Below are 23,637 nucleotides of genomic sequence, written 5' to 3' on the forward strand. Positions count from 1 at the left end.
CGGTAACCGCCTTCACCGATACCTATTCGCGCGTCCGCTCCGCGAAATCCCGTCCGACGTGACAGATTGACGCCCATGACAGCTGTTCGTTGGGCCGTGGTGCCCGCACTGGCGCTCACCGTGACCGGGTTCGGCGGCGCCCCCGCGGCCGTGGCCACCCCGTCGGTCGGTGTCGAGGCGGTGACCCTTTCGCAGTCGACCGAGGACGGCGTCGACTACGTCATCCGCGAGATCACCATCGCCCCGGGCGGCAGCACCGGATGGCACTACCACCACGGGCAGGTGTTCGGGGTGATCGAGGAAGGCACCCTCACCCACGATGCGGCGAACTGCACCGTCGACGGGGTCTATCCGCCGGACGCCTCGATCAACGAGGAGAGCGGACCCGACCACGTCCACATCGGGCGCAATCTCGGCCCGACCCCGCTGGTCATAACCGTGGTCTACATCCAGCCGACCGGCCTGCCGCTATCTGAGGACGCGCCGGATCCGGGTTGCGGGTTTGCCTGAGGCATAAAACGGCCATAGAGCCGGGGTGCGACCTGACGAGATCCGCTGCCTGGTGACCGGGGCGACCGGCTACATCGGCGGCCGGTTGGTCCCCTCGTTGCTCGAGCGCGGACATTCCGTGCGGGCGTTGGCGCGTAACCCCGACAAGCTCGCCGACGTGCCGTGGCGCGACCGGGTCGACGTGGCGCGCGGCGACCTCGAGGACACCGCGTCGCTGCGGACCGCCTTCGACGGCGCCGACGTCGTCTACTACCTGGTGCACTCGATGGGTACCACGTCGGACTTCGTCGCCGCCGAAGCCGCCGCAGCCCGCAACGTGGTGGCCGCGGCCGCCGACAGCGGGGTGCGCCGGTTGGTGTACCTGGGCGGGCTGCACCCGTCCGGCGCCGAGCTGTCGCCGCATCTGCGGTCCCGGACCGCGGTCGGAGAGATCCTGATCGATTCGGGTATCGAGACCGTGGTGCTGCAGGCCGGAATCGTGGTCGGGGCGGGGTCGGCGTCGTTCGAGATGCTGCGGCACCTCACCCAGCGGCTTCCGGCGATGACGACGCCGAAGTGGGTGCACAACAAGATCCAGCCGATCGCCATCGACGACGTGCTGCACTATCTGGCCGAGGCGGCAACCGCCGACGTACCGGAATCTCGCACCTGGGACATCGGCGGACCCGATGTGCTCGAGTACGGCGATGCGATCCAGGGCTACGCCGAGGTGGCGGGTCTGCGGCGGCGGTTCATCGTCGCGCTTCCGTTTCTCACCCCGGCGATCGCCAGCCTGTGGGTCGGGCTCGTCACACCGATGCCGTCGGGTCTGGCGCGCCCGCTGGTCGAATCACTGGAATGCGACGCGGTGATGGGCGACCACGACGTCGACCGCGTCATCGGACCGCCGCCGGGCGGGCTGACCGGTTACCGGGATGCGGTGGCAAAAGCGTTGCAGCGCGGGCCATTACCGACCGATCCGCGTTGGGCGCACGTGGGGCGCGGCTAGGGCCGGCAGTTACGGACGACGAAGCGCCGACGCGTTGTCGTTTTCGGTGACCGGGACGCCGGTGCGCGCGGCCGTCGCCAGCATGTGCTCGATGACGTTCTTGCCCAGCGCACTCTCACCCGGTAGCTCGATCGGGTAGTTGCCGTCGAAGCAGGCGCTGCACAACCGCGACGCGGGCTGTTCGGTGGCCGCGATCATGCCCTGCTGGCTGACGTAACCGAGCGTGTCGGCGCCGATGGCGTGGCGCACGGCTTCGAGCATCTCGCCCTGCGACTCGACCGCGTTGGCGATCAACTCGGCCGGCGTGGCGAAGTCGATGCCGTAGAAACACGGCCACTTCACCGGCGGCGACGCGATGCGCACGTGCACTTCGACCGCGCCGGCCTCGCGCAGCATCCGGATCAACGCCCGCTGGGTGTTGCCGCGCACGATCGAGTCGTCGACGACGACGAGCCGCTTACCGCGGATCACTTCCTTCAGCGGGTTCAGTTTGAGCCGGATACCCAGCTGACGGATGGTTTGCGACGGCTGGATGAACGTGCGCCCGACGTAGGCGTTCTTGGTCAGGCCCTGCCCGAACGGGATGCCGGATTCCTGCGCGTAGCCGACCGCCGCCGGGGTGCCCGACTCCGGCACGCCGATGACCAGGTCGGCCTCGACGGGGTGTTCGCGGGCCAACGCGCGGCCGATGTCGACCCTGGTCTTGTGCACCGAGCGGCCGACCAGCGTGCTGTCCGGCCGGGCCAGGTAGACGTATTCGAAAACACACCCCTTGGGTTCGGGGTTGGCGAACCGGGTGGAGCGCACCCCGTCGGCGTCGATGGCCAGCAGCTCACCGGGTTCGATGTCGCGCACGAACGAGGCGCCGACGATGTCGAGGGCCGCCGTCTCGGAGGCGACCACCCAACCGCGGTCGAGCCGGCCCAGCACCAGCGGGCGCACCCCGTACGGGTCGCGCGCGGCGTACAAGGTGTTCTCGTCGAGGAAGGTCAGGCAGAACGCGCCGCGCACGGTGGGCAGCAGTTCGAGAGCGGCCTGCTCCAGCGTCGCGTCGGCGGCGCCGTGCGCCAGCAGCGCACCGAGGATGTCGGAGTCGGTGGTCGCTGCGGGTGCGCCGCGGATGTCCAACAGCCCGGCCTCACGCGCCCGGCCGGCCAGTTCGGTGGCGTTGACCAGGTTGCCGTTGTGCCCGAGCGCGACGCCGGTGCCCGCCGAGGTGTTGCGGAACACCGGCTGGGCATTTTCCCAGGTCGTGGAGCCGGTGGTGGAGTACCGGCAGTGTCCGATCGCGACGTGGCCTTCCATCGCGGCCAGGGTCTGCTCGTCGAAAACCTGGCTGACCAGCCCGAGGTCCTTGAACACCAGCACCTGCGAACCGTCGGCGACGGCGATGCCCGCGGCTTCCTGCCCGCGGTGCTGAAGGGCGTACAAGCCGTAGTAGGTGAGCTTGGCGACTTCCTCACCTGGCGCCCATACACCGAATACGCCGCACTCTTCTCTTGGTTCGGGTTCGGGGGCGGTCACGATAGGGCTGCTCCATCGGGGCGGGGGTGACTCCCCCAGCTTACGGTCTACCCCGACCAAAGTCGGCATCGCGGCCGAGTGTCACCGGACACATTCGCCGTCGGCGGACACCAGCGGCAGCCACTGCGCGATCTCGCCGGCCTGGGCGCCCGAGAGCTGCAGCGCACCGCTGGCCACGGCGTCGGTCACCGCGAGCAGCCCGGTGGCCACCAGCAGCCAGGTGCGGGGGTCGGTCTCCGCCACGTTGGGTGGGGTACCGCGCCGGTGCGCGGGGCCGGCAATGCACTGGACCGCAACGAACGGCGGCACCCGCAGTTCGACGCTTGACCCGGGCGCCGTCGCCGCCAGGGTGCGCGCGGTCAACCGCACCGCCTGCGCCAACTCGGTGCGCGTCGGCGCGGGCCGGGACTCGTCGCGCAGCCATCCCCCGAGCGCCGCGACGGCGGCGCGCGTCTTCGCAGGATCGGCACTACGACGGCTGGCCATACCCTAGATTCTCAAAATGGTCTTCGACCGCCACAATCCGCCGTACAAGGCGGCCGGCGCGGTGTTGAGCATCGTCGCCGTGGTCGTGGCCGGCTTCATCTACCTCCAGTTCCGCGGCGACCTGACCCCGAAGGCGGAGCTGACGGTGGTGTCGGCGCGGGCGGGCCTGGTCGTCGAGCGGGGCGCGAAGGTGACGTACAACGGTGTCGAGATCGGCCGGGTCGGCCACATCGGCCTCGCCGACGGCGACGGCGAACCGACAGCCGCGCTCCGACTCGACGTGGATCCGCGCTACCTGTCGTTGATTCCGGCCAACGTGCACGCCGACATCCGGGCGACGACGGTGTTCGGCAACAAGTACGTGTCGCTGACCGTGCCCGAGAACCCCTCGCCCGAACGGATCGCCAGCCACGACGTGATCCCGGCGTCGGCGGTGACGACCGAGTTCAACACGCTGTTCGAAACCGTGGTGGAGATCGCCCAGCAGGTCGACCCGGTCAAGCTGAACCAGACCCTGTCCGCGACCGCCGAGGCGTTGACCGGGCTCGGGGACCGGTTCGGCGCATCCCTGATCGACGGCAACCGCATCCTGGCCGACCTCAACCAGCAGATGCCGCAGATCCACGACGACACCCGCCTGTTGGCCGACCTCGGCGAGGTGTACGCCGACGCGGCGCCCGACCTGTTCGACGGGCTGGATGACGCGGTGACGTCGGCGGCGACGTTCAACGCCCACCGCGGCGAGCTGGACGCGGCGCTGATGGCGACGCTGGGCTTCGGTGACGTCGGCGCGGACACCTTTGAACGCAGCGGACCGTATCTCGTGCGCGGGGCCGCCGATTTGATCCCGACGTCCAAGCTCCTCGACGACTACCGCGGCATGTTGTTATGCAGCATCCGCACGTTCAACGAGATGGAGAAGGTGGTGTCGGAAACCCTTGGCGGCAACGGGTATTCGTTGGCGACGTCGTCGGGCACCATCGCAGGCGGCGCCAACCCCTACATCTATCCCGACAACCTGCCGCGGGTGAACGCGCGCGGCGGTCCGGAGGGTCGGCCCGGCTGCTGGCAGAAGATCACACGTGAACTGTGGCCGGCGCCGTATCTCGTGATGGACACCGGCGCCAGCATCGCGCCGTATAACCATCTCGAGTTGGGCCAGCCGATGTACATCGAGTATGTGTGGGGCCGCCAAGTCGGCGAGCTCACCATCAACCCCTGAGCACCTCTCTCCGCCGAGCAGACATAGAAGGCCCTTATTTCACGGGTTTTCGGGGCCTTCTATGTCTGCTCGCGCCCCGCGTGGCGCCCGGAATGCGCCCGCTGCACGCCGAGCGCAGCCACCGCACCGGATTCGTTGATCGCCAGGTGCGCGAGCATCGGCGCCAGCAGGCTGCCCGAGCGCTCGTGCAGCCACCCGAACAGCCAACCCGCCACGCCGGTCACCAGCACCGTGGGCACCACCGGCGTCCCCGTACCGCGCGCGTCGGCGACGTGCGACAGGCCGAACGCCGCCGACTGCAGCAGCCTGCCGCGGGTCGGCCCGAACGCGTCGGCCGCGACGGCGCCGAGCACGCCCCGGTAGGCCACCTCCTCCGACCACACGGTGCCCAGCGGTATGCCCAGCAGCAGCCAGCGCGCCACCCCGGCGGGTACCTCGCGGCCGCTGAGTTCGCGTCGCGCCCTCGGGACCGCGGTCGTCGCGGCGACGGCTGCCGTGACCGACGCGGCCGCGGCCCCGCCCAGCCGCAGCCCCGGCCACACTTGCGGAGGCCGCAGCCCCAGCTCGGCCCGGGTGAGCGCCGCCAGCGCGGTGGCGACCGCGGCCTGCGGGCCGGGATGCCAACGCGACGGCAACCGGGGTACCACCAGGCTCCAACCGACGAGCCCGGCGGCCAGGCCCAGCGCTGTTGCACGCTTGCCGCGGCTCACTTCTGGGTGTCTTCGGCTGCGGCCATGGCCTCGTGCAACGCGCCGCGCATACGTTCGGTGTCTTCGGGTGTCCAGCCGTCGGGCGGGGCGACAGCGGCCCAGCCGTCGAGGATGTACTCGCCGTAGTTGTGCCCGTGCCCGTCGGGGACCGCGCTCGCGTTGGTCATATCGGCGGCGACCTGCCAGAACGTCACGATCGGGTACCACCGCATCGTCGCGGACCGGTCGATGCCCGCGGGCTCCTTGAGCCAGTCCGGTCGGGTGAACAGCAGATCCTCCGACCACCATACGATCGGATCGGACGGGTGCTGCAGGAACAGCACCCGGGTGCCGTGCCACGGTTTCTCGGTGACCTGCGCGATCTGCTCAGCGTCGGTGGCCTGGGAGAAGCGCACCGTGCGGCCGTCGTCGTAGCGGGGTTCGACCACCGGTGTGCCGGGGTCGCGCCGCTCGATGAGCGCCCGCCACAACGGGCTGGCGTTGGGCGGGCCCACCCACAGCACCGACGAGAAGCCCATCTGCGAGATGTCGGGCAGCCAGCTGAACGCGGCCTGACCCGCCATCGAGCCGAGGCTTTCGCCGTACAGCATGAGTTCGGGCCGCCGGTCCGGGGGCTGCTGCGCCCACCGCTCCTGGACGGCGTCGATCATCATGCGCCCGGACTCCATCGACTTCTGCCGATCGCCGACAAACGAAATCCAGCTCGGCAGAAAGGAATACTGCGACGCGACCAGCGCGGTGTCGCCGTTGTACATCATCTCTACCGCGCGTGCGGCGATGGGGTTCACCCAGCCGGTGCCGGTGGTCGGGATGATCACCAGCACCTTGCGGTCGAACGCGCCGGTGCGCTCGAGTTCGCTGAGCAGCACGGCCATCCGCTCCTCGTCGGTGTCGGCGGTCTGCAGGCCGACATAGACGCGGATGGGCACCTTGGCCGGGGCGCCGTTGAGCCGAGTCAGCTCCTCGACGTCGGGTCCGGTGCCCACGAAGTTCCTGCCCTGATATCCCAGGGTGTCCCACCCGGCGAAAGATTCTGGGCTGCCGGACCTTTCGGGTTCCAGCGGTTGGGTGACGCCCGCTCTGGTCGTGGTGTTCTGGGGCTGGAATACGCGGTTGGCGCCGGCCAGGAAACCGCGGATGAGCACGCCGTTGACCAACAGGATGACCAGCACCACGACGATGGCCGTGCCGATGAACAGCGCCACTTCGTCGTTGAGGCGCCAGCGCCTGATGAAGAACCGCGCCATGGTCTTGATCACGTCGAGCAGCACGCGCGACACCGCCACGCATACCGCGGCGACGAGGATCGCGATCGTCAGGGTGCGCAGATAGGCCGGGGTCTCCGGACCTTCGATGCCCATTTCCGCGGAGATGTGCCGCTGCCACGCCGCCGCGGGCACCAGCATCAGCAGACAGGCCGCGATCGCGCCGACCACGACCACCGTCTTGAGCAGCCGCAGCACCCGTTTCGGCGGCGGCCACCACCGCGCGCGTCGTAATACGAAGCGATGCAGAAGGGTTCCGGCGAACACCCCGATGCCGTAGCCGATCGCGGCGTTCAGGCCGCCGATCCCACCCTGGAACAGCCAGTCGCGCGGCAGCAACGACGGGGTCAGCGACAGGCAGAAGAACAGCGCACCGAAGGCGATACCGACGAAGTCGAGGCGGACCAGGCGCCAGGCCCAGACGTATACCGGATGTCGTTCGTCGTCGGTGCGCTGGTTCACCCGAACAACCTGGGGAGCACGCCCTCCGACGTGCTGCGCAGATCCTCCAGACTGACCGTGAAGTGGTCTTGTACCTCCACGGCCTGGCTGCCCTGGTCGACGACCCCGATGCGGGTGGCGGGCAACCCGCGTGCCTCGCACATGGCGCGGAAGCGGCTTTCCTCGGTGCGCGGCACCGCGACGAGCACCCGGCCCGCGGACTCCGAGAACAGCGTGACGAACGGGTCGGCGCCCTCGGGAAGTACGATGCGACAACCGGTTTCACCGGCCAGCGCGGATTCGACGACCGCCTGGATGAGCCCGCCTTCGGACAGGTCGTGGGCTGCGGAGACCAGCCCGTCGCGTGAGGCGGCGGTGAGCACGTCGGCGAGCAGTTTCTCCCGTTGCAGGTCGACCTTCGGCGGCAGACCGCCGAGGTGGTCGGCGGTGACCTGCGCCCAGATCGAGCCGTCGAACTCGTCGCGGGTGTCGCCGAGCAGGATCAGCGTTTCGCCGGGTTCGGCGCCGAAACCGGTGGGGATGCGCCGCTTCACGTCGTCGATGACGCCGAGCACGCCCACGACCGGGGTCGGCAGGATCGCCGTGGCGCCGGTCTGGTTGTAGAAGCTGACGTTGCCGCCGGTGACCGGAATACCAAGCGCGACACATCCGTCGGCCAGACCGCGGACCGCCTCGCTGAACTGCCACATGACCGCGGGGTCCTCCGGTGAGCCGAAGTTGAGGCAGTTGGTGACCGCGATCGGCGTGGCGCCGGTGACCGCGACGTTGCGGTACGCCTCGGCCAGCGCCAGTTGCGCGCCGGTGTACGGGTCCAGCGCGGTGTAGCGGCCCGACGCGTCGGTCGAGATCGCGATGCCGCGGCCGGTCGTCTCGTCGACGCGCAGCATGCCGCCGTCGGCGTTCTCGGCGAGCACGGTGTTGCCTCGCACGTAGCGGTCGTACTGCTCGGTGATGAACGCGCGGCTGCACAGGTGCGGACTTCCCAGCAGCGCAAGCAAAGTCGCCTTCAGTTCCTCGCCGGTGGCCGGCCGCGGCAGCTTCGCCGACGTGTCGGCGTTCAACGCGTCCTGGGTGTCGGGCCGCTGCACCGGGCGTTCGTAGACCGGGCCCTGGTGTGCGACTGTGCGCGGCGGCACGTCGACGACGGTCTGACCGTGCCAGGTGATGCGGAGCCGGTCCCCGTCGGTCACCTCACCGATGACGGTGGCCAGCACCTCCCACTTGCGGCAGACCTCGAGGAACTTCTCGACGTTTTCCGGTGCGACGACGGCGCACATCCGCTCCTGCGATTCGCTGGACAGGATCTCGGCGGGCGTCATGTTCGCCGCGCGCAGCGGCACCTTGTCCAGCTCGATCGCCATCCCGCCGTCGCCTGCTGATGCGAGTTCCGAAGTGGCACAGGACAGCCCGGCCCCGCCCAGGTCCTGGATACCGACCACCAGGTCGTTGGCGTACAGCTCGAGGCAGCACTCGATGAGCACCTTCTCCATGAACGGGTCGCCCACCTGAACACTGGGGAGTTTTTTGCGGCCGGGCCCGGTCTCGTCACCGCCGAACGTCTCGGAGGCCAGCACCGACACGCCGCCGATGCCGTCGAGACCGGTGCGCGCGCCGAACAGGATGATCTTGTTGCCGGTTCCGGAGGCGAACGCCAGGTGCAGGTCTTCCTTGCGCAGCACCCCGACGCACAGCGCGTTCACCAACGGGTTGCCTGCGTAGGAGGCGTCGAACACGGTTTCGCCGCCGATGTTGGGCAGGCCCAGGGAGTTTCCGTAGCCGCCGATACCGCGCACCACCCCGTCGAGCACACGGCGGGTGTCGGGTGCGTCGGCGGCGCCGAACCGAAGCTGGTCCATCACCGCGACGGGTCGTGCACCCATCGCCATGATGTCGCGCACGATGCCGCCGACGCCGGTCGCGGCGCCCTGGTACGGCTCGATGTAGGACGGGTGGTTGTGTGATTCCACCTTGAACGTGGCTGCCCAGCCGTCACCGATGTCCACCACGCCGGCGTTCTCGCCGATGCCGGCCAGCATCGACTGACGCATCTCCTCGGTGGTGGTCTCGCCGAAGTAGCGCAGATGCACCTTCGAGGACTTGTAGGAGCAGTGTTCGCTCCACATCACCGAGTACATCGCCAGTTCGGCGTCGGTAGGCCGTCGCCCCAGAATCTCGCGGATCCGCTCGTACTCGTCGTCCTTGAGACCGAGTTCGCGGAACGGCTGCGGGTGTTCTGGGGTGGCGGCGGCGTGGTCGACAGTGTCGACCTCAGCAGAAAGCCCGGACGTCACGCCACCAGTCTAGTTTGGGGCGCCACCGGCGCCGTCTCGACACGGGTTTCGCGGTCAGCCCGCACCGATACAGAACGCGTTGCCCGCGGGATCGGCGAGCACCACCCAGCGAAAGTCCTCACCGAAGCTGTGCCTGCCGGTTTCGCGGGCACCCAAGCCCACCAGCCGCTCGACTTCGGCCTCCACGTCGGCGGCGGTGAAGTCAATGTGCATCTTGTTCTTGCCCGGCGTCGGATCGGGCACCCGCTGAAAACCCAGCGTCGGCGCGCCTGCGCGGGTGACGGTCACGAATTCCCCTGGCGCAAAGGCGGTTACTTCACCGTCCACCGCCTGCGCCCACCACCGGGCCAGCGCTTCGGGATCATCGCAGTCCAGCGTGATCATTTCCACGTTGAGTGCCATGCCGATGACCCTAGACAATTACCTCGCGCGTAATTGAACGGCCGCTGGTGCGCGCGCAGGCTGAACGCATGACAACTATGCACACCCCACCGAAGTTCAGCGCCGACATGTGGGCGGCCTTCTGGGCCGCGCCGACCGCAACGCCGATCGAGGACATCCTCGCCGAGGACATCGTCGGCTACTGGCAGGGCGACCCGACACCGGTCAGGGGCCGCGAGGCCTACGTCGCCAAGATCGCCGAACTCGTGTCCGCCATGCCCGATCTGCGGCTGCGGCTTATCGACTGCGCGACCGCGCCGGGCAGCGCGTCCGGCGAAGAGCTGGTGTTCTTGCACTACACCGGCCACGGCACCGGCCCCGACGGCCCGGTCCTGATCCGCGGTCTGGACCGGGTCCGCACCCGCGACGGCGTCGTGGTCGAGAACGTCATCCGCTACGACCAGGTCGACGCCGTCTGAGGCGGGGTCAGGCCGGCGCCAGGAACGCCTGAAGCGCCGCAGCGTAGGCCGCGACGTCGGCGGCGCCCATCAGCTCGCGCGCCGAATGCATGGCCAGCTGCGGCGCACCCACGTCGACGGTGGGGATGCCGGTGCGCGCCGATGTCATCGGCCCGACCGTCGACCCGCACGGCAGGTCGGCGCGGTGTTCGTAGCGCTGCAACGGCACCCCGGCCTGCGCGCAGGCCAGCGCGAACGCCGCCGCGGTGCGCCCGTCGGTGGCGTAGCGCAAATTGGGATGCACCTTGAGCACCGGGCCGGCATTGACCTCGATAAGGTGCCCGGGTTCGTGGCGTTCGGGGTAGTTGGGGTGCGTGGCGTGGGCCATGTCGCCGGAGGCCACCATCGAACCCGGCAGCCGGCGCAGGAACTCCTCGCGGCCGCCGCCCTGGCTCAACGTGATGCGCTCCAGCACGGTCAGCAGCAACTCCGACTGCGCACCGTGGTCGGACTGCGAGCCGACCTCCTCGTGGTCGAACAGCACCAACACCGGCGCGTACTCGCCCGGTTCGGCGGCCAGAAACGCCTCCAGCCCCGCGTAGCAGGTGGCCTGGTTGTCCAGCCGCGGTGCGCTGACCAGCTCGCTGCCCGCCCCGATCAGCCGCGACGGGCTCAGATCGTGGGTCATCAGATCGGCCCCCAGCACGTCGTCGGCGTCGACGCCGGCCTGTTCGGCGACATAGCCCAGAAACGACCGCGCCCCGCTGCCGACGCCCCACACCGCGTTGACGTGGCGCTGCGGGTTCAGCTCCACCGCCTTGCGGTCCTCGGCCAGGTGGATGGCCAGCTGCGGTACCCGCAGGATCGCCTCATCGATGCGCACCAGCGGATGCACCAGCCGGTTACCGTCGCGCACCGACAGTCGCCCGCTGATGCCGAGATCGCGGTCCAGCCACGAGTTCAGCCACGCCCCGCCGTAGGGCTGCAGCGCCACCACCTGCCACCCGGCGACGAACCGGTCGGGGTGCTCTTTGACGCGCAGGTTGGGGCTGTCGGTGTGGGCGCCGACGATGCGGAACGGCGCATCCGGCGCACCGGTCTGCCATGCGATCAGTGAGCCGGCGCGGACGCTGAAGAAACGGCCCGCGGAGCTGGATTCGCCGCTCGCGGCGGAGCTGGATTCGCCGCTCGCGGCGGAGCTGGATTCGCCGCTCGCGGCGGGCGGCCACCCGTCGCCCTCCCCCAGCTCCCGGAAACCCGCCGACCGCAGCCGCTCGGCCACCGTCGCGCAGACATGGAACGGTGACGGCGATGCATCGATGAACTCACACAGGCCCTGTGGACTTGCAGACATGGTTAACCATCATTGCCGACGATCTTGACCTAGGGTCGAACCGTGCCCGATCCCTTACCGCAGCCTGTGCTGGCGCCGTTGACCCCGGCGACCATATTTCTGGTGGCGACCATCGACGAGGGTGGCGAGCAGGCCGTGCACGAGTCGCTGCCCGATATCTCGGCGCTGGTGCGCGCGATCGGATTTCGCGATCCGACCAAGAACCTGTCGGTGGTGACCTCGATCGGCTCCGACGCCTGGGACCGGTTGTTCTCCGGTCCGCGTCCCGCCGAGCTGCATCCGTTCATCGCGCTCGACGGGCCCCGCCACCACGCCCCGTCGACCCCGGGGGACTTGCTGTTTCACATCCGGGCCGAGTCGATGGACGTGTGTTTCGACCTGGCGACCCGGCTCGTCGACGCGGCCGAGGGCGCGTTGACCGTCGTCGACGAGGTGCACGGTTTCCGGTTTTTCGACAACCGCGACCTGCTGGGCTTCGTCGACGGCACCGAGAACCCCGATGGCCCGCTGGCGCGCAGCGCGACGCAAATCGGGGACGAGGACCCCGATTTCGCGGGCGGCTGCTATGTGCACGTGCAGAAGTACACCCACGATATGGCGGCGTGGACCGCGCTGCCCACCTCCGAACAGGAACGGATCATCGGTCGCACCAAGCAGGATGACATCGAGTTGGACGACGCGGTCAAACCCGCGAACTCCCATGTGGCGCTGAACGTCATCGAGGACGAAGACGGCGAAGAGCTCAAAATCGTGCGGCACAACATGCCTTTCGGTGAGATCGGCAAGGGTGAGTTCGGCACCTACTTCATCGGTTACTCACGCACGCCCGAGGTCACCGAGCAGATGCTGGAGAACATGTTTCTCGGCGATCCGCCCGGCAACACCGACCGGCTGCTGGACTTCTCCACCGCGGTGACCGGCTCGATGTTTTTCACCCCGATCGTCGATTTCCTCAACAACCCACCGCCGCTGCCTGATTCGGCGGCAGCCGAAGAATCTGCGCCCAGCCCCGTGGAATCCTCGGTCACCTACGACGGATCGCTGCGGATCGGCAGCCTGAAAGGAACGCCATGAACAACCTGTATCGCGACCTCGCTCCGATCACGGAGGTGGCCTGGGCCGAGATCGAACAGGAAGCGACGCGGACGTTTCGGCGGCACATCGCCGGGCGTCGCGTCGTCGACGTCAGCGAACCCGGCGGGCCGGTGATGGCCGCGGTGACCACCGGGCATCTGCGCGACGTGGCGCCGCCCGGGGAGGGCGTGGTGGCCCACCTGCGCGAGAGCAAGCCGCTGGTGCGGCTGCGGGTGCCGTTCACGGTGACGCGCACCGCGATCGACGACGTCGAGCGCGGCGCGCAGGACTCCGACTGGGATCCGGTCAAGGAGGCCGCCCAGACGCTGGCGTTCGTCGAAGACCGGGCGATCTTCGAGGGTTACGAGGCCGCCGCCATCGAGGGCATCCGCAGGTGCAGCTCCAACCCGGCGCTCGCACTGCCCGACGATCCACGCGACTTCGCCGACGTCATGGCCCAGGCGTTGTCGGAACTGCGGCTGTCCGGTGTGGGTGGCCCGTATTCGGTGCTGCTGTCGGCGGAGGCCTACACCAAGGTCAGCGAGACCACCGAGCACGGCTATCCGATTCGCGAGCACCTCAACCGGCTGATCGGCGGCGGCGACATCATCTGGGCGCCCGCCATCGACGGCGCGTTCGTGCTGTCCACCCGCGGCGGCGATTTCGATCTGCAGATCGGCACCGACGTGGCGATCGGCTACCTGTCCCACGATGCGAACACCGTGCAGCTCTACCTCGAAGAGACGCTGACGTTTTTGTGCTACACCTCGGAGGCCTCGGTCGCCCTGACCGCCGGCTGACCTCTTCTTCGCCGAGCGTGCGTGTCCACGGGCGACACGCCGTCAAAAGCCGCGAGTTTGCGCACGCTCGCCCGAGTCAAAACCGCGGACTCAGGCCGCGAGCACCGAGTCCAGCGCGGAGTAGAAGATGCCCAACCCGTCGTCGGACGGGCCGGTCAGCGCCTCGGTGGCGTGTTCGGGGTGGGGCATCAGCCCGACGACCCGGCGGTTCTGCGAGCAGATCCCCGCGATATCGCGTTGGGAGCCGTTGGGATTGTCGCGGTAGCGGAACACCACACGGTCCTCGCCCTCGAGTTCGTCGAGCACCTTCTCGCTGGCGACGAAGCGGCCCTCACCCGATTTCAGCGGCACCAGGATGTCGGCGCCGAGGTCGTAACGCGACGTCCACGCCGTGGAGTTGGAGGCCACCTGCAGCCACAGGTCTCGGCACACGAAATGCAGACCGGCATTGCGGGTCAGCGCGCCGGGCAGCAGACCCGCCTCGCAGAGCACCTGAAAACCGTTACAGATGCCCAACACTGGCATGCCTCGTGTCGCGGCGGCCACCACTTCGCCCATCACCGGCGCGAACTTCGCGATGGCGCCCGCGCGCAGATAATCGCCGTAGGAGAAGCCGCCGGGCACGATCACGGCGTCGACGTTCTTGAGGTCGGCGTCGGCGTGCCAGAGGTTCACCGCGGTGCCGCCGGCCAACCGCACGGCCCGCGCGGCGTCGACGTCGTCGAGCGTGCCGGGAAATGTGATGACGCCCACACGTGTACTCATGACTGCTCCCTGCTCACCGACCAGTCCTCGATGACGGTGTTCGCCAGCAGCGATTCGGCAATCTGCGCCAGCGTATCGTCATCGATGCTGTCGTCGACCTCAAGTTCAAATCGCTTGCCCTGCCGCACATCTGAGACGCCGTTGTACCCGAGACGGCCCAACGCACCGACGATCGCCTGGCCCTGCGGATCGAGGATTTCCGCCTTGGGCATCACGTGCACCACCACCTTTGCCACGGCGACAACTGTACCGGCGAGTTCAGCGCGCTGGTCTCACCGGCACGATCCGAGGTAGGCCTGGCACAGCGGGGCCGCCATGGCGTCGAAGACCTGCGCGTCGGGAACCGGCGACCAGGGCACCCGCGCCGGCAGCGTCGACCACATCGCCAGCTCGACGATGGTGCTGCTGTCGGGGTGGGCCAGCAGGTACTGCCTCATGATCTGCTTGCCGGCCACGCTGATCACCGCCGCCAGCCGATCGGACTGGTCGGTGGTGATCGACGGCGAGACGAACGGCGCGGTCAGCTGACAGGTGCGCAGCCGGGTTTTGGCCTGCTCGAACGTCTGCGTCGCCGTCGGCCCGCCCTGGGACACCGGTCCGCGCCAGTGCACCACCTGCGCTTGCAGCTGCCATTCGCCGGGCGGGTTAGGGACCGCCGCCTGCGCGGCGACGGCGTGGTCGCGGGGGTCGGCGATGACGGGCGGGCTGGCGCAGGCCTGTTCGAACGCGAAGCGCGGCGCGGTGGCGGTGACGGCCAGCTCGGCGAGCCCCGGCCAACGATAGACCGGGTACAGCGGGATCGCGGTGGACACCATCCACGCCGAATCGGGGATGGTGTTGCAGGCCGGCGGGCAGATATCTGGGGCTGCGTGCACCGGCGGAGCAGGCACGACGGCCATTCCACAGGTCGCCAGGAGCACCGCGAGCATCATCCGCACGCTTGAACCACCCCCTGACAGCCTTAGGCCGCCACAATATTAGGTATGGAATTGACGCATTTCGGCCATTCATGCTTACTCGCGACGTTCACGAAGGATTCCGGCACCGACACCACCGTTCTTTTCGATCCGGGCGTCTTCTCGCACGGTTTCGAGGGCATCACGGGGCTATCGGCGATCCTGATCACCCATCAGCACCCCGATCACGCCGACACCGAGCGGCTACCCGCCCTGCTCGACGCGAACCCGCAGGCCGCGTTGTACGCCGACCCGCAGACCGCCGCGCAGCTCGGCGCACCGTGGCAGGCCGTGCAGGTCGGCGACGAGCTGCAGATCGGCCACCTGACCGTGCGCGGCGTCGGCGGCCAACATGCGGTGATCCATCCCGAAATCCCGGTGATCGACAACATCTCCTACCTCGTCGGCGACGGCGACCACGCCGCCCGGCTGATGCATCCGGGCGACGCGCTGTACACACCAGGCGAGCCGGTCGACGTGCTCGCGACGCCTGCGGCCGCGCCGTGGATGAAGATCTCCGAAGCGGTGGACTACCTGAGGGCCGTGGCGCCGAGGCATGCGGTGCCGATCCACCAGGGCATCATCGATCCCAGCGCCCGCGGCATCTTCTACGGCCGGCTCTCGGAGATGACCGACACCGATTTCCAGGTGCTCCCCGAGGAAAACGGCGTCGCCTTTTGACCGCGAGCAGACACAGAAGGCCGCTTCCACGCCCGGTTTCGCGCGCTTCTGCGTCTGCTCGCCGCTACGCCGACGCCGCGCGGCCCGCCGCCCGGCCGGAGAACACACAGCCGCCGAGAAACGTGCCTTCCAGCGACCGGTAGCCGTGCACGCCGCCGCCGCCGAACCCGGCGGCCTCCCCCGCGGCGAACAGCCCGTCGAACACGCTTCCGTCGGCTTTGAGCACCCGCGAGTCCAGGTCGGTTTCCAACCCGCCCAACGACTTTCGCGTTAAGATGTGCAGCTTGACGGCGATCAGCGGGCCGGCTTTGGGGTCGGTGAGCCGGTGCGGGGCGACGACGCGGCTGACCCGGTCGCCCAGATAATTGCGCGCCACCCGGATGGCGGCGATCTGGGTGTCCTTGGTGAACTTGTTGACCACCTCGCGGTCGCGGGCGGTGACTTCGGCTTCCACCGTCGCGTAGTCCAGCGGCAGCACGTCGGGCACGTCGTTCATGGCAGACACCAAGTCGCGCAACGTGTTCGCGCTGACGAAGTCCACACCACGGTCGACGAACGCCTGCACCGGCGGCGGCGCACCCGGACGCACCCGGCGCAGCACCTCGGCGATGCTACGGCCGGTCAGATCGGGGTTCTGCTCCTGGCCCGATAGCGCGAACTCCTTGGCGATGATGCGGGCGTTGAGCACAAACCAGGTGTAATCCTGGCCCGTGCGCGCAATGTGTTCCAGCGTGCCGAGGGTGTCGAAACCCGGATACAGCGGGGCGGGCAGGCGGTTGCCGTGCGCGTCCAGCCACAGCGACGACGGGCCCGGCAGGATGCGGATGCCGTGCATCGGCCAGACCGGGTCGTAGTTGGTGATGCCCTCGGTGTAATGCCACATCCGGTCGCTGTTGATGACACGCCCGCCCGCCGTCTCGCTGATGCCGATCATCCGGCCGTCGACGTGCGCGGGCACACCGGAGAGCAACTGGTCGGGCACCCGGCCCATCCGCTTGGGCCAGTTCTGTCGCACCAGGTCGTGGTTACCGCCGATACCGCCACTGGCGACGACGACCGCTTGGGCGCGGAACTCGAAGTCGCCGACGGGATTTCGCGACGACGCGACACCGCGTGCGTCATCGGACGGCTCGAGCACGGTGCCGCGGACCCCGACCACGGCGCCACCTTCGACGATCAGCTCGTCGACACGGTGGCGGTATCTGAACGTGACGGCGGGCGAGTCGAGCAGCCGGCGCGCGAAGACGTCGACGATCGCGGGCCCTGTGCCCCAGGTGATGTGGAACCGGGGCACCGAGTTGCCGTGCCCGCGTGCGTCGTAGCCACCGCGTTCGGCCCAGCCGACGAGCGGGAAGGTCTGCAATCCGCGCTCGCGCAACCAGCTGCGCTTCTCGCCGGCGGCGAAGTCGACGTAGGCGTGCGCCCACTGCTTGGGCCAGTGGTCTTCTGGCCGGTCGAATCCGGCGGTACCCAGCCAGTCCTGCAGCGCGAGCTCATGGCTGTCACGGATACCGAGCCTGCGTTGTTCGGGGCTGTCGACGAAGAACAGCCCCCCGAACGACCAGTACGCCTGACCGCCGAGGTTGTTGGCGTTCTCCTGGTCAACGATCAGCACCCGCTTGCCGCGTTCGGCGACTTCACACGCCGCCACCAGCCCGGCCAGTCCCGCTCCCACGACGATGACGTCAGCATCTGCCATGGCCGCCACGTTAGCGGCCAGGTGCTACGCCGCGGCCGGCATTGCCCGGTACGTCGGCCACTGATACACGCTGCCGGTGCAGTGGTGCAGTAGCGCGAGGTCGACGGCGTCGAGCATCGCCTGCCGTGGGCCCGGTTTGCGTAGGTGCCGCGCGGCGACCGCGATCCGCACGACGCCACCGCGGCGCGCCGTGCGTTGCGCGGACAGCACCAGTGTCCGGCACCACCAGGGTTCGGAAAGGAAACCCTCGCCGATACCGAGCACCCGGCCACGCACCGTCGTCGCACGGACCAGGTCGGTGATCCCACTCAGCCCGGCGACGAGGCGAAACCCATTGCGCGGCAAAGCAGTCGTCGTCCCCGACGACACGATCCACCCGGGTGCGGCGAAAATCCTGGTGCGCAACCCGGCGTGTTCCATCACCCGGTCGGCACCCATCAGCCGCAGGTTCGCCTCGTGCGCGGGCAGCGTCGCGAACTCGCCGCGGCGCTTCTTGGTGGCGGCTTCGTCGAAGCCGTGCAGCACGACGGCGTCACCGCCGGCGCGGCGGGTCCTCAGCCAGTCCACGGTGGACGCGTCGGCCTCGAGCCGGTAGCCACCCTTGAGCCTGGGCGCCACCAGAAACGACGCGGGCACACCGCGCGTGTCCAGCTGTGCGCAGAACGCGTCGACGTCGGCCAGGGTGCGGTCGCTGATTCCGGAGATCGAGACGATCAGTTGTCCAGCCACGCGCCCAGTGTGGCAACGCCAGGTGTCGCGACGGTGTCTGACACGTCGACGCCAGGTGGCCGCTGGTTTACTTCGGCAAGACCTCTTCGATGGCCGCGATCACCTCGGGCGCGTCGGGTTCGGTGCGCGGCCGGAACCGCTTGGCCACCTTGCCGTCAGGGGCCAGCAGGAATTTCTCGAAGTTCCACTGGATGTCGCCGGCCTGACCTTCGGCGTCGGGCGTTTTGGTCAGCTGTTCGTAGAGCGGATGCCGCTCTGCGCCGTTGACGTCGGTCTTGGCCAACAGCGGAAACGTCACACCGTAGGTGGTCGAGCAGAACTCCTGAATCTCCTCGGCCGTGCCGGGCTCCTGTCCCATGAACTGGTTGCACGGCACGCCGATGACCGTGAGCCCACGGTCGCGGTAATCCTTCGCCAACTGTTCCAGCGCCGTGTACTGCGGGGTGAGGCCGCACTTGGAGGCGACGTTGACCACCAGCGCGGCGCCGTCGGCCAACTGGCCGAGCGTGGTGTCCTTGCCGTCGAGTGTGGTCAGCGGGATATCGGTCAGCGGTATGTCGGTCATGACTGGCACGCTACTCGTTCTTGAAGAGCATCCCCGCGACTCGGTGCACCAGCGCGATCGGATCCTCGCTGGTGTCGATCGCCTTGTTCAGCCACAGCAGCGAAAAGCCGTGCACCAGAGACCATGCCGCAAGCGCCGCGGCTTGCGGGTCGCCGACGGCGCGGGAGTCGCCGAGGGTGCCGACGCCCTGCGCGAGCTCGGCGCCGGCCGCGCCCACCGCGGCCATCAACTCGGGGTCCTCGGGGTTGACCAGGGCGCGGTCGAACATCACCGCATAGTGACCGGGGTGGCCCAGCGCGAACCGCACATAGGCCAGCGCGGCGTCGATGAACTCCGGTCGGGCGTCGGCGAGTTCGGCAGCCAGCAGCCGCCAACCCTCGGCCGCCAGCGCGGTGAACAACCCGCGGCGGTCGGTGAAGTGGTGTGCGGGCGCGGCGTGCGAGACGCCGGCGGCCCGGGCCAGTTCGCGCAGCGAGATGCCGTCGGCGCCGCGCTCGGCCACCAGGTCGGCGGCCTGGGCCAGGATGGCGGCCTTGAGGTCGCCGTGGTGATAGGACGCCTTGCTCACGGGGCCAGCATACCGACTTAATCTTGACAATGCCTAGATTTTGGTTCTACCGTGAACTTGTCACTGTCAAGTTTGGAGTTTGTCATGGCTGTTGTTCTCGCCCTGGTGTTCGGCACGCTCGCGGCCCGGGTCGTCGGCTGGTTGGGGGTCGACTACGTCGACAGCTGGCCCGCGGCGATTGCCGTCGGACTGGCCGCGATGTTCTCGCTCACCGGCGTCGCGCATTTCGTCAACCCGCTGCGCCGCGACATGATCGCGATCGTCCCGCCACGGCTGCCCGCACCAGCCCTGCTGGTGAGCGTCACCGGCGTGCTGGAACTTCTCGGCGCGGTCGGGCTGCTGTATCCGCCGACCCGGGTGGCGGCAGCGGTGTGCCTGTTCGCGCTGATGCTGGTGATGTTTCCCGCCAACGTCTACGCGACCCGGATGCCCAACCCCCCGAAGTCGATGACCACGCGGCTGGATCTGCGCACCGCCGAACAGGTGCTGTTTCTAGGCGCCGCCGCCGTCGTGGTCGGCCTTGGCGGCATCTAGCAGCCAGGCGTACTGGAATGCGGCTTCTTTCCAACGTTCATAGCGTCCGCTGATGCCGCCGTGGCCGGCGTTCATCTCGGTCTTCAGCAACACCGGCTCGCTGTCGGCCTTGGTGTAGCGAAGGGCCGCAACCCATTTCGCCGGCTCCACGTAGTAGACCCTGGTGTCGTTGAGCGACGTCATCGCCAGGATCTTCGGATACCGTTTGGCGGTCACGTTCTCGTACGGCGAGTACGACTTCATGTACTCGTAGACGTCCTTGTCCTCCAACGGGTTTCCCCATTCGTCCCATTCGGTGACGGTCAACGGCAGCGACGGGTCCAGGATCGTGGTGAGCGGGTCGACGAACGGCACCACGGCCAGGACTCCGGCGAACAGTTCGGGCGCCATGTTGGCCACCGCACCCACCAGCAGCCCGCCTGCGCTTCCGCCGTGCGCCACCAGGTTCTGCGGGCGCGTGATGTCGGTGGCCACCAGATGCTCTGCCACCGCGACGAAATCGGTGAAGGTGTTCTTCTTCTCCAGCATCTTGCCGTGCTCGTACCATGGCCTGCCGAGTTCGCCGCCGCCGCGCACGTGTGCGACCGCGAAGACCATTCCGCGGTCCAGCAGCGACAGCCGCGCGATCGAGAACCGCGGGTCTTCACACATCTCGTAGGCCCCGTAGCCGTACAACAGCGTCGGCGCCGGGAACTGCAGGCCGATGCGGTGCACGATCGAGATCGGAATGCGGGCGCCGTCGGGCGCGACGGCCCAGTCCCGGCGCTCCACGTAGTCCTCGGGCCGATAGTCGCCGAGTACAGGCTGCTCGCGCAGCAGCGTGCGTTCACCGGTCGCCAGATCGAAGTCGTAGATCCGCACGGGGGTGACGAACGAGGTGGCCCCGATCCGCAGCTTCGGTGAGCTCCAGTTCGGGTTGCCCGCCAGACCCGCCGACGTCAACTCGGTGTCGAACGTGATCTCTTGGGGCTGCCCGTATCGGCCGTCCTCATAGAGCGGCCACAGCTGGATCTTGGGCAGCGCCTCGCTGCGGTAGCCGACCACCAGATGTGATTCGAACGCGTCCACCGAATCCAGGCGCACGTCGTCGCGGTGCTCGATCAGGGTGCGCGTCGCGGTCGGATCGGACACCGGCGCCTCGACGAGCGTGAAGTTCTCCGCACCGTCGTTGTGCAGAATCAAAAAGCGGTCCTGCCCGCCGACAACGGCGTGTTCGACCGCGTACTCGACGAGTTCGCGGCGCGGCCACACCGTGGCGAACTCGGCCTGCGCGTCACTCGCGTCGGCGTAGCGCATCTCCGATGTGACGGCGCTACCCGCCGCGATCAGGATGTACTTGTCGCTTCGGGTGCGGCCCACCGCGAGCCAGAACCGTTCGTCGGGTTCGTGGTACGCGCGTTGCGCGGGTAACCCGGACCCGATGCGGTGGCGCCAGACGGTATCGGGACGCCACGCCTCGTCGACGGTGGTGTAGTAGACGGTGCGGTTGTCGGCCGCCCACGTCACCCCGGGCGCGATCCCGACGATCTCGTCGTCGAACAGCTGATTTGTGCGTAAGTCCTTGAACCGCAACGTGTACCGTTCGTCGCCCTTGACGTCGACGGAATACGCCAGCACGGTGCCGTCCAGGCTCACCGACGCGGCGCCCAGCGCGAAGAACTCGTGCCCGTCGGCCTCTACGTTCTCGTCGAGCAGCACCTGCTCGCCGGGTATCTCGGTGTTCTCGTCGAGCACCGGCGGTGTCCAGTCGTCGGGGTTCTCGACCGGGCAGCGACAGTGCACGCTGTACTGCTTGCCTTCGAAGCTGCGCCCGTAATACCACCAGTCCTGGCGCCGGGTCGGCACGGAGAGGTCGGTCTCTTTGGTCCTCGCCTTGATCTCGTCGAAAATCTTCTCGCGCAACGGCGCCAGGTGCGCGGTGACGTGCTCGGTGTAGGCGTTCTCCGCGTTGAGGTGCTCGATGACCTCGGGGTTGGACTTGTCGCGCAGCCACTCGTAGGGGTCAACGAAGACGTCGCCGTGATGTTCGCGGCGGTGCTCGATGCGCTTGGCTTCAGGAGGGTTCACGCGGCAGATCCGATCCAGTCAGCGAAGTTGCGGCCCGAAATGCGTTCGTAGGCCTCGATGTAGCGCGCCCGCGTCGCATCGACGATGTGCGCGGGTAGCGGTGGGGGCGGGGTGTCCCCGTAGCGGTCCCAACCGGACTCCGGGCTGGTGAGCCAGTTGCGGACGAACTGTTTGTCGAAACTCTGCTGCACAACACCCTCTTGCCAGTCGTCGGCGCGCCAATACCTGCTCGAATCCGGGGTGAACACCTCGTCGGCCAATCGGAGCGTGCCGTTGTCGTCCACGCCGAACTCGAACTTCGTGTCGGCCACGATGATGCCCTTGCTCAGCGCGTAATCGGCGCCCTGACGGTAGGTCTGCAGCGTGACTTCGCGGACCTGCTCGGCGCGCTCGGCGCCGATCAGTTCCACCACCTTGTCGAACGAGATGTTCTCATCATGCTGTCCCAGTTCGGCTTTGGTGGCCGGGGTGAACAGTGGCTCATCGAACTTGCTGGCTTCGACCAGCCCGGACGGCAGCGTGATCCCGCACAGCGTGCCGGTGTTCTGGTAGTCGATCAGGCCCGAGCCGGTGAGGTAACCGCGGGCCACCGCCTCCACCGGAAGCATCTCGAGTTCGGCCACCACCAGCGCGCGGCCGAGCACTTCTTCGGGGATGCGCTCGTCGTCGGGCGGGCCGGCCAGGTGGTTGGGCGCATCAGCGGACCGGGCCAAGAAATCGAAGAAGAACACACTCATCGCGGTCAAGATGCGGCCCTTGTCCGGGATCTGCGAGTCCAGGATGTAGTCGTAGGCCGAGATCCGGTCGCTGGCGACGAACAGCAGCGTCGCGTCGTCGACGCGGTACAGCTCACGGACCTTACCGCTGGCCAGATGTTGGTAGTCGGACAGAGCGGGGCGCATCCGGCCAGCCTATCGGGCAGCATCAACCTCATGAGTTCGCGGTTTCTCCCCTACGCCACGACGCCTTCGCGCTTCGTCGGCCAGTTCATCAGCGACGTCGTCGTGCTCGGCTGGACCATCGTGTGGCTGTCGGTCGGCGCGGCCGTGCAATCCGCGGTGGCCACCATCGCCGCCGTCGGCCGCCAGGTCGAGATCGGCGCCAACGGCGTCGCCGACAACCTCGACACGGCGGGCAGCCGCACCGACGACGTGCCGTTCGTCGGCGATGCGCTGGCCAAACCGCTGCGGGCGGCCGCCGATGCCGCGCTCGACATCGCCGGTGCCGGGCACAGCCTCGACACCACCGCGTCGTGGCTGGCCTGGGTGCTGGCGCTCGCCGTGGCCGCCCCGCCGATCCTGTTCGTCGCGATGCCGTGGCTGATGCTGCGGGTGCGGTTCGCCCGTCGCAAGTGGACGGCGATCACGCTGGCCCGCACGCCCGCGGGCGAACAGTTGTTGGCGCTGCGGGCACTGGCCAACCGGCCGCTGGCGCAGCTGGCGCAGATCCATGCCGATCCCGTCGGCGCCTGGCGCAACCATGACGCGGTGGCGATCCAGGGGTTGGCCGCGCTGGAGTTACGCGCGGCCGGCATCCGCCGTTAGCGAT

25 protein-coding genes are annotated in these 23,637 nt (G+C 68.5%); 9 read left to right on the plus strand and 16 right to left on the minus strand.

What is annotated here, in order from left to right; all coding sequences use genetic code 11:
- The first annotated feature begins 75 nt into the window (after positions 1–75).
- Positions 76–510, plus strand: coding sequence for a cupin domain-containing protein (locus ABQE93_RS12555; protein WP_448407553.1), 435 nt, complete (start codon positions 76–78; stop codon positions 508–510).
- Between the two features lie 25 nt (positions 511–535).
- Complete coding sequence (locus tag ABQE93_RS12560) at positions 536–1,498, plus strand: NAD(P)H-binding protein (RefSeq protein WP_448407551.1); 963 nt, start codon at positions 536–538, stop codon at positions 1,496–1,498.
- Between the two features lie 9 nt (positions 1,499–1,507).
- Here ABQE93_RS12560 and purF read toward each other — a convergent pair whose 3' ends face one another.
- Both purF and ABQE93_RS12570 read right to left on the minus strand, forming a co-directional pair.
- On the minus strand, positions 1,508–3,091 hold the full coding sequence (purF, locus tag ABQE93_RS12565) for an amidophosphoribosyltransferase (RefSeq protein WP_448407550.1): 1,584 nt from the start codon (positions 3,089–3,091) through the stop codon (positions 1,508–1,510).
- Positions 3,092–3,103: 12 nt separating this feature from the next.
- Positions 3,104–3,508 (minus strand): sterol carrier family protein, encoded by a 405-nt coding sequence (locus ABQE93_RS12570; RefSeq protein WP_448407548.1) that lies wholly within the window; start codon positions 3,506–3,508, stop codon positions 3,104–3,106.
- A gap of 16 nt (positions 3,509–3,524) precedes the next feature.
- On the opposite strand from ABQE93_RS12570, the gene ABQE93_RS12575 reads away from it, so the two are divergent.
- Positions 3,525–4,730: an MCE family protein gene (locus tag ABQE93_RS12575; protein WP_448407546.1), complete on the plus strand. Its 1,206-nt coding sequence runs from the start codon at positions 3,525–3,527 to the stop codon at positions 4,728–4,730.
- A 59-nt stretch (positions 4,731–4,789) separates the two neighbouring features.
- On the opposite strand, the gene ABQE93_RS12580 is transcribed toward ABQE93_RS12575, so the two are convergent.
- Genes ABQE93_RS12580 through ABQE93_RS12595 form a run of 4 tightly spaced genes read right to left on the minus strand, consistent with a single transcriptional unit; the run spans position 4,790 to position 9,860 of the window.
- Positions 4,790–5,440, minus strand: a complete 651-nt coding sequence (locus ABQE93_RS12580; protein WP_448407545.1) for an Rv0804 family intramembrane glutamic endopeptidase — start codon at positions 5,438–5,440, stop codon at positions 4,790–4,792.
- Complete coding sequence (locus ABQE93_RS12585; protein ID WP_448407544.1) at positions 5,437–7,167, minus strand: alpha/beta hydrolase; 1,731 nt, start codon at positions 7,165–7,167, stop codon at positions 5,437–5,439. Before ABQE93_RS12585 ends, ABQE93_RS12580 begins: the two co-directional genes overlap by 4 nt.
- On the minus strand, positions 7,164–9,458 hold the full coding sequence (purL, locus tag ABQE93_RS12590) for a phosphoribosylformylglycinamidine synthase subunit PurL (RefSeq protein ID WP_448407542.1): 2,295 nt from the start codon (positions 9,456–9,458) through the stop codon (positions 7,164–7,166). The genes ABQE93_RS12585 and purL overlap by 4 nt, the downstream gene beginning before the upstream one ends.
- 54 nt (positions 9,459–9,512) lie before the next feature.
- Positions 9,513–9,860 carry a VOC family protein gene (locus ABQE93_RS12595; RefSeq protein ID WP_448407541.1) on the minus strand — a complete coding sequence of 116 codons (348 nt, stop codon included), beginning with the start codon at positions 9,858–9,860 and terminating at the stop codon, positions 9,513–9,515.
- Positions 9,861–9,928: 68 nt separating this feature from the next.
- On the opposite strand from ABQE93_RS12595, the gene ABQE93_RS12600 reads away from it, so the two are divergent.
- Positions 9,929–10,318 carry a nuclear transport factor 2 family protein gene (locus ABQE93_RS12600; RefSeq protein ID WP_448407540.1) on the plus strand — a complete coding sequence of 130 codons (390 nt, stop codon included), beginning with the start codon at positions 9,929–9,931 and terminating at the stop codon, positions 10,316–10,318.
- A gap of 7 nt (positions 10,319–10,325) precedes the next feature.
- Here the strand turns inward: ABQE93_RS12600 and ABQE93_RS12605 are convergent, their stop codons facing one another.
- Complete coding sequence (locus ABQE93_RS12605; protein WP_448407539.1) at positions 10,326–11,651, minus strand: M18 family aminopeptidase; 1,326 nt, start codon at positions 11,649–11,651, stop codon at positions 10,326–10,328.
- 42 nt (positions 11,652–11,693) lie between these two features.
- Between ABQE93_RS12605 and ABQE93_RS12610 the strand changes: the two genes are divergently transcribed.
- Both ABQE93_RS12610 and ABQE93_RS12615 read left to right on the plus strand, forming a co-directional pair.
- Positions 11,694–12,725, plus strand: a complete 1,032-nt coding sequence (locus ABQE93_RS12610) for a Dyp-type peroxidase (RefSeq protein WP_448407537.1) — start codon at positions 11,694–11,696, stop codon at positions 12,723–12,725.
- Positions 12,722–13,525 (plus strand): family 1 encapsulin nanocompartment shell protein, encoded by an 804-nt coding sequence (locus ABQE93_RS12615; protein WP_448407536.1) that lies wholly within the window; start codon positions 12,722–12,724, stop codon positions 13,523–13,525. The genes ABQE93_RS12610 and ABQE93_RS12615 overlap by 4 nt, the downstream gene beginning before the upstream one ends.
- Positions 13,526–13,615: 90 nt before the next feature.
- On the opposite strand, the gene purQ is transcribed toward ABQE93_RS12615, so the two are convergent.
- From purQ to ABQE93_RS12630, 3 genes are read right to left on the minus strand one after another with little or no spacing between them, the layout of a single operon-like run.
- Entirely contained in the window at positions 13,616–14,290 is a 675-nt protein-coding gene (gene purQ, locus ABQE93_RS12620) for a phosphoribosylformylglycinamidine synthase subunit PurQ (protein ID WP_448407534.1), read from the minus strand.
- Complete coding sequence (purS, locus tag ABQE93_RS12625) at positions 14,287–14,526, minus strand: phosphoribosylformylglycinamidine synthase subunit PurS (RefSeq protein ID WP_448407532.1); 240 nt, start codon at positions 14,524–14,526, stop codon at positions 14,287–14,289. The genes purQ and purS overlap by 4 nt, the downstream gene beginning before the upstream one ends.
- A 36-nt stretch (positions 14,527–14,562) precedes the next feature.
- Positions 14,563–15,228 (minus strand): ATPase, encoded by a 666-nt coding sequence (locus ABQE93_RS12630; protein ID WP_448407531.1) that lies wholly within the window; start codon positions 15,226–15,228, stop codon positions 14,563–14,565.
- A gap of 45 nt (positions 15,229–15,273) precedes the next feature.
- Between ABQE93_RS12630 and ABQE93_RS12635 the strand changes: the two genes are divergently transcribed.
- Positions 15,274–15,927, plus strand: coding sequence for an MBL fold metallo-hydrolase (locus tag ABQE93_RS12635; protein ID WP_448407529.1), 654 nt, complete (start codon positions 15,274–15,276; stop codon positions 15,925–15,927).
- Positions 15,928–15,991: 64 nt separating this feature from the next.
- Here ABQE93_RS12635 and ABQE93_RS12640 read toward each other — a convergent pair whose 3' ends face one another.
- The 4 genes from ABQE93_RS12640 to ABQE93_RS12655 form a co-directional block, all read right to left on the minus strand.
- Positions 15,992–17,626: an FAD-binding dehydrogenase gene (locus ABQE93_RS12640; RefSeq protein ID WP_448407528.1), complete on the minus strand. Its 1,635-nt coding sequence runs from the start codon at positions 17,624–17,626 to the stop codon at positions 15,992–15,994.
- A 24-nt stretch (positions 17,627–17,650) separates the two neighbouring features.
- A complete protein-coding gene (locus tag ABQE93_RS12645; protein WP_448407526.1) occupies positions 17,651–18,355 on the minus strand; it encodes a DUF2334 domain-containing protein in 705 nt (234 codons plus the stop codon).
- A gap of 67 nt (positions 18,356–18,422) precedes the next feature.
- A complete protein-coding gene (locus ABQE93_RS12650; RefSeq protein WP_448407524.1) occupies positions 18,423–18,920 on the minus strand; it encodes a glutathione peroxidase in 498 nt (165 codons plus the stop codon).
- Between the two features lie 10 nt (positions 18,921–18,930).
- On the minus strand, positions 18,931–19,488 hold the full coding sequence (locus ABQE93_RS12655) for a TetR/AcrR family transcriptional regulator (protein WP_448407522.1): 558 nt from the start codon (positions 19,486–19,488) through the stop codon (positions 18,931–18,933).
- 84 nt (positions 19,489–19,572) lie between these two features.
- On the opposite strand from ABQE93_RS12655, the gene ABQE93_RS12660 reads away from it, so the two are divergent.
- Positions 19,573–20,022, plus strand: coding sequence for a DoxX family protein (locus ABQE93_RS12660; protein WP_448407521.1), 450 nt, complete (start codon positions 19,573–19,575; stop codon positions 20,020–20,022).
- Here ABQE93_RS12660 and ABQE93_RS12665 read toward each other — a convergent pair.
- Positions 19,981–22,089 carry a S9 family peptidase gene (locus ABQE93_RS12665; RefSeq protein ID WP_448407519.1) on the minus strand — a complete coding sequence of 703 codons (2,109 nt, stop codon included), beginning with the start codon at positions 22,087–22,089 and terminating at the stop codon, positions 19,981–19,983. The two genes, ABQE93_RS12660 and ABQE93_RS12665, sit on opposite strands and share 42 nt — an antisense overlap.
- Positions 22,086–22,991 carry a phosphoribosylaminoimidazolesuccinocarboxamide synthase gene (locus tag ABQE93_RS12670; RefSeq protein ID WP_448407517.1) on the minus strand — a complete coding sequence of 302 codons (906 nt, stop codon included), beginning with the start codon at positions 22,989–22,991 and terminating at the stop codon, positions 22,086–22,088. Before ABQE93_RS12670 ends, ABQE93_RS12665 begins: the two co-directional genes overlap by 4 nt.
- Before the next feature lie 30 nt (positions 22,992–23,021).
- Between ABQE93_RS12670 and ABQE93_RS12675 the strand changes: the two genes are divergently transcribed.
- A complete protein-coding gene (locus ABQE93_RS12675; protein WP_448407515.1) occupies positions 23,022–23,633 on the plus strand; it encodes a hypothetical protein in 612 nt (203 codons plus the stop codon).
- The last annotated feature ends 4 nt before the right edge of the window (positions 23,634–23,637 follow it).

This window comes from Mycolicibacterium sp. XJ662 (genome assembly GCF_053484035.1).